This is a genomic window from Bartonella sp. CL436QHHD (genome assembly GCF_042195105.1).
Taxonomy (GTDB): Bacteria; Pseudomonadota; Alphaproteobacteria; order Rhizobiales; family Rhizobiaceae; genus Bartonella.
This window is the reverse complement of record NZ_JBHINR010000073.1, coordinates 1-2438: the sequence shown is the minus strand read 5'-3', so window position 1 is coordinate 2438 and position 2438 is coordinate 1. Positions and strand designations below refer to the sequence as shown.

Here is a 2438-nt window from a genome sequence, read left to right as displayed (position 1 = left end):
GTGGATGCTGCCTGTTGAGGGAGATAATAGTGATGATATTTTGCTGTCTGGCGTTAATAGTTTAGCAAGGAGGGTGAGTACATATGCAACTAATGATGATATAAAACTGGGGAAAAGTCCGAATGCGAATGGCTATAATATTATTACTATTGGTAACAACATACAGGTACATTCACAAAATAACCTGTTTGAGGCTGTTACTATTGTTGGCAATAACTCGCAAGTCTACGCTGCTACTACTACCATTATTGGTGCACGGTCAAGAGCGGAAACGTGGTCCAGTGTTGCTCTAGGTGCAGATACTGTAGCCGATAGGGCTAGTGGTGTTTTGGGCTATTCTCCTTATAAGAAAGCGAATGCAACAGGTGCTGACGCTCAATGGAAGAGTGGTTATGGTGCTGTGAGTGTTGGTGATGTCAGCGAGAAGAAAACGCGACAAATTATAGGGGTAGCAGCTGGTTCTGAACTGACTGATGCTGCTAATGTTGCGCAGATAAAGTCATTACAAAATTACGTAGATAAAGGTTGGCAGCTGTCTGTTGGTGGTGCAGATGCTACAACTATCGGTATAGAGAGCAAGATCGATTTATCAGCGGCAAGTGAAAATCTTCAAATTAGCAAAGGCAAAGATGACAATAATATAAAATTTGATCTAGCTAAGGAAATCGCAGTCAATAAAGTAACTGCAGGAAGCAATACCCTAGACGCAACAGGCTTAGTGATTGCCAATGGTCCGAAAATAACCACCGGAGGTGTTGATGCTGGAGGTAAAAAGATAACTGGAGTGGCAACGGGTACTGAAAGCACCGATGCGGTGAATTTTGCACAGCTAAAAGCAGCACAAGAAGCAGCGGTTATAAAAGGTTTAAAAATTAACACTACTGGTAAAGATTTTGCAGATCCTATAGCTGATGCAGAAAATTCAGTCGCTCTTGGTGCTGGCGCAAAAGCTGATGGCGAATCTGCGTTGGCTCTTGGTTACGGCGCGAAGAATTACGCAGAAAAGGGGATTGTTCTTGGTTACAATGCATCTGCAGCAAAGGAGGCGCTGTATAGTATTGCTATAGGTAGTGAGGCAAAAACGTTTAATCAGCATTCGATAGCTATAGGTACTGAGGCACAGGTAGAGCAGGGGGGGAGCCGTGGTATTGCTATAGGTTATCAAGCGCGGGTATCAAAGGAAGTGGATAGCATTGCTATAGGCTACATGGCTCATGCTTTAGGCAAAGACAGTATCGCGATAGGTTCCGAATATAATGAATCGATTGCGCCAGACGATCATACAATTGCAAAGGCTGATTATTCAACGGCTGTTGGTTCTGTTTCTAAAGCTTTGGAATATGCTACGACTGCTATAGGACATCGTGCAAAGTCAGCCGCAAAGAATGCTACTGCTTTGGGTTTTTATTCAGAAGCAACGGCAGAAGGAAGTGTTGCTCTAGGAAGCGATTCTGTATCTGATAGGGCTGCCTCTGCTTTGGGTTACACTTCTTTGTTGCAGGGTCCTTCACAAAGCGCCGAGGCGCAATGGAAAAGTACGCAGGGCGCAGTGAGTGTTGGTAATTTTGCTAAGGGTATAACGCGACAAATTACAGGCGTAGCAGCTGGGAGTGAATCTACCGATGCAGTTAATCTTGGACAGTTAAAAGATTTGGAAGAAGTTGTAAGAAAAAACGGTTGGAAATTGTCTGTTGGCGGTGAAAATGGCGAGACCGTTCTTATAGACGATGAAGTAGATTTTTCTGCTGGAAGTACAAATCTCACGGTTACAAAGGGCGATAAAGACAATAATATAAAATTTGATCTCGCCAGGAGTGTCATAGTCGATAAAATACAAACAGGAAACAATATCTTAGACGCAACAGGCTTAGTGATTTCTGGTGGACCGAAAATAATCATTTCTGGGATAGACGCTGGGGGTAAAAAGATAACAGGAGTGGCAAAGGGTACTGAAAGCACCGATGCGGTGAATTTTTCGCAATTAAAAGATGTCAAAGAACAAGTAGCAGCCAGTAGCTTCGTTAAACAGAATGTAGAAACGAGACACATCAGTATTGGAAAAGAAACAGATGGTGATAAAATTGATATTGCCAACAACAAAAATGAAAAGCGTACTCTTACAGGTATAAAGAATGGCGCGCTCACAGCAGCTTCAAATGAAGCAGTAAATGGTTCCCAGCTTTTTGAAACAAATAAAAATGTTACGACTGTAACAAGTGATCTCAAAACAGCATCTGAGAATGTAGCCAAATATTTTGGTGGTGGTGCTAGTTATAAAGATGGCATTTGGACAGCCCCTACATTCACGCTTAAAACCTTCGATGCTGATGGTGGATCTAAAGATAAGGATTATCCTGATGTAGCTGATGCACTTGCCGGTGTTGGAAGTTCTATCACGAATGTTCAGAATAAATTGACTGAACAGGTTAATAATGTGA

At 42.4% G+C, this 2438-nt stretch carries 1 pseudogene; it reads left to right on the top strand.

The features are described 5' to 3' along the window. Positions 1-2438: pseudogene (locus ACFIKN_RS08360) on the top strand (hypothetical protein); the annotation flags it as partial.